The sequence below is a fragment of the Streptomyces rubellomurinus genome (assembly GCF_000961885.1).
In the GTDB taxonomy this organism is placed as follows: Bacteria; Actinomycetota; Actinomycetes; order Streptomycetales; family Streptomycetaceae; genus Kitasatospora; species Kitasatospora rubellomurina.
The window spans coordinates 1-1,076 of record NZ_JZKH01000253.1 but is presented as its reverse complement, the minus strand read 5'-3'; the positions used below and the strand labels follow the sequence as shown (position 1 = coordinate 1,076).

1 protein-coding gene is annotated in these 1,076 nt (G+C 71.9%); it reads right to left on the bottom strand.

Annotation, left to right across the window (positions count from 1 at the left end; all coding sequences use genetic code 11):
- Positions 1–1,076: polyketide synthase dehydratase domain-containing protein (locus VM95_RS37630; protein WP_045705977.1), on the bottom strand; the 1,076-nt coding region annotated here is incomplete at both ends.

Here is a 1,076-nt window from a genome sequence, read left to right as displayed (position 1 = left end):
GCGTCCAGGTCGACGCGCACCCGCAGTTCGGTGCCACCGGCCGCGAACAGCTCCACGCCCGTCCACTCGAAGGGCAGGAACACCCGCTGGTCGCCCTCGGCCTCGTCACGGGCACCGACCAGGGTGTGCAGGGCGGCGTCCAGCAGGGCCGGGTGGACACCGTACTCGTCGGCCTTCAGGCCCTCGGGGAGCCGGACGAGCCCGTACGCGGTGCTGCCGTCACGGAACAGCTCGGTCAGGCCCTGGAACGCCGGACCGTAGGCCAAGCCCCGGGCGGCGAAGCGCTCGTAGAAGCCCTCCAGGCTCACGGACTCGGCGTTCGCCACCGGCCAGTGGCGAAGAGCGTCGAAGCCGTCCGACTCGCCCTTCTCCTCGGCGAGTTCACCGGAGGCGTGCAGCGTCCAACCGTCCTGCGCGTCCTCGGGACGGCTGTAGAGGGAGACCGGCCGGCGGCCGTTGTCCACGCCACCGACGACGACCTGCAGCCGGACCGGGCCCTCCAGGACCAGCGGCTCGACGAGCGCCAGCTCCTCGACCCGGCCCGCACCGACCTCACGGCCGGCGGCCAGCACGAGGTCCAGGATTCCCGCGCCGGGGACGAGCACCGTACCGAAGGCGGCGTGGTCACGCAGCCACGGCTGAGCGTTCGGCGCCAACCTCCCAGTGAACAGGTGGCCTTCACCGTCCGCGAGCGCCGTACCCGCACCCAACCACGGGTGCGCGGACGCCTCCAGGCCCATCGAGCCCGCATCCGCCGAACCCGAACCCACCTCGGTCCAGTAGTGCTCGCGCTGGAACGCATAGGTGGGGAGGTCGGTGACCAGGTCACCGCTGTCACCGAGGACCTTCATCCAGTCGACGGCCACACCTTGGGTGTGCAACTGACCGAGGGACTTCAGGAGGTGGCCGATACCGCCCTCGTTGCGGGCGAGGGAGCCGACGACCACGCCGCCGTGCTCGGCGCTGCCGTCCGTCAGCGGCATGGACAGCACCGGGTGGGCGCTGACCTCGACGAACACGCTGCGGCCGTCACCGAGCAGCTGCTCCAGCGCCCGGTCGAAGCGGACCGGCTCCCG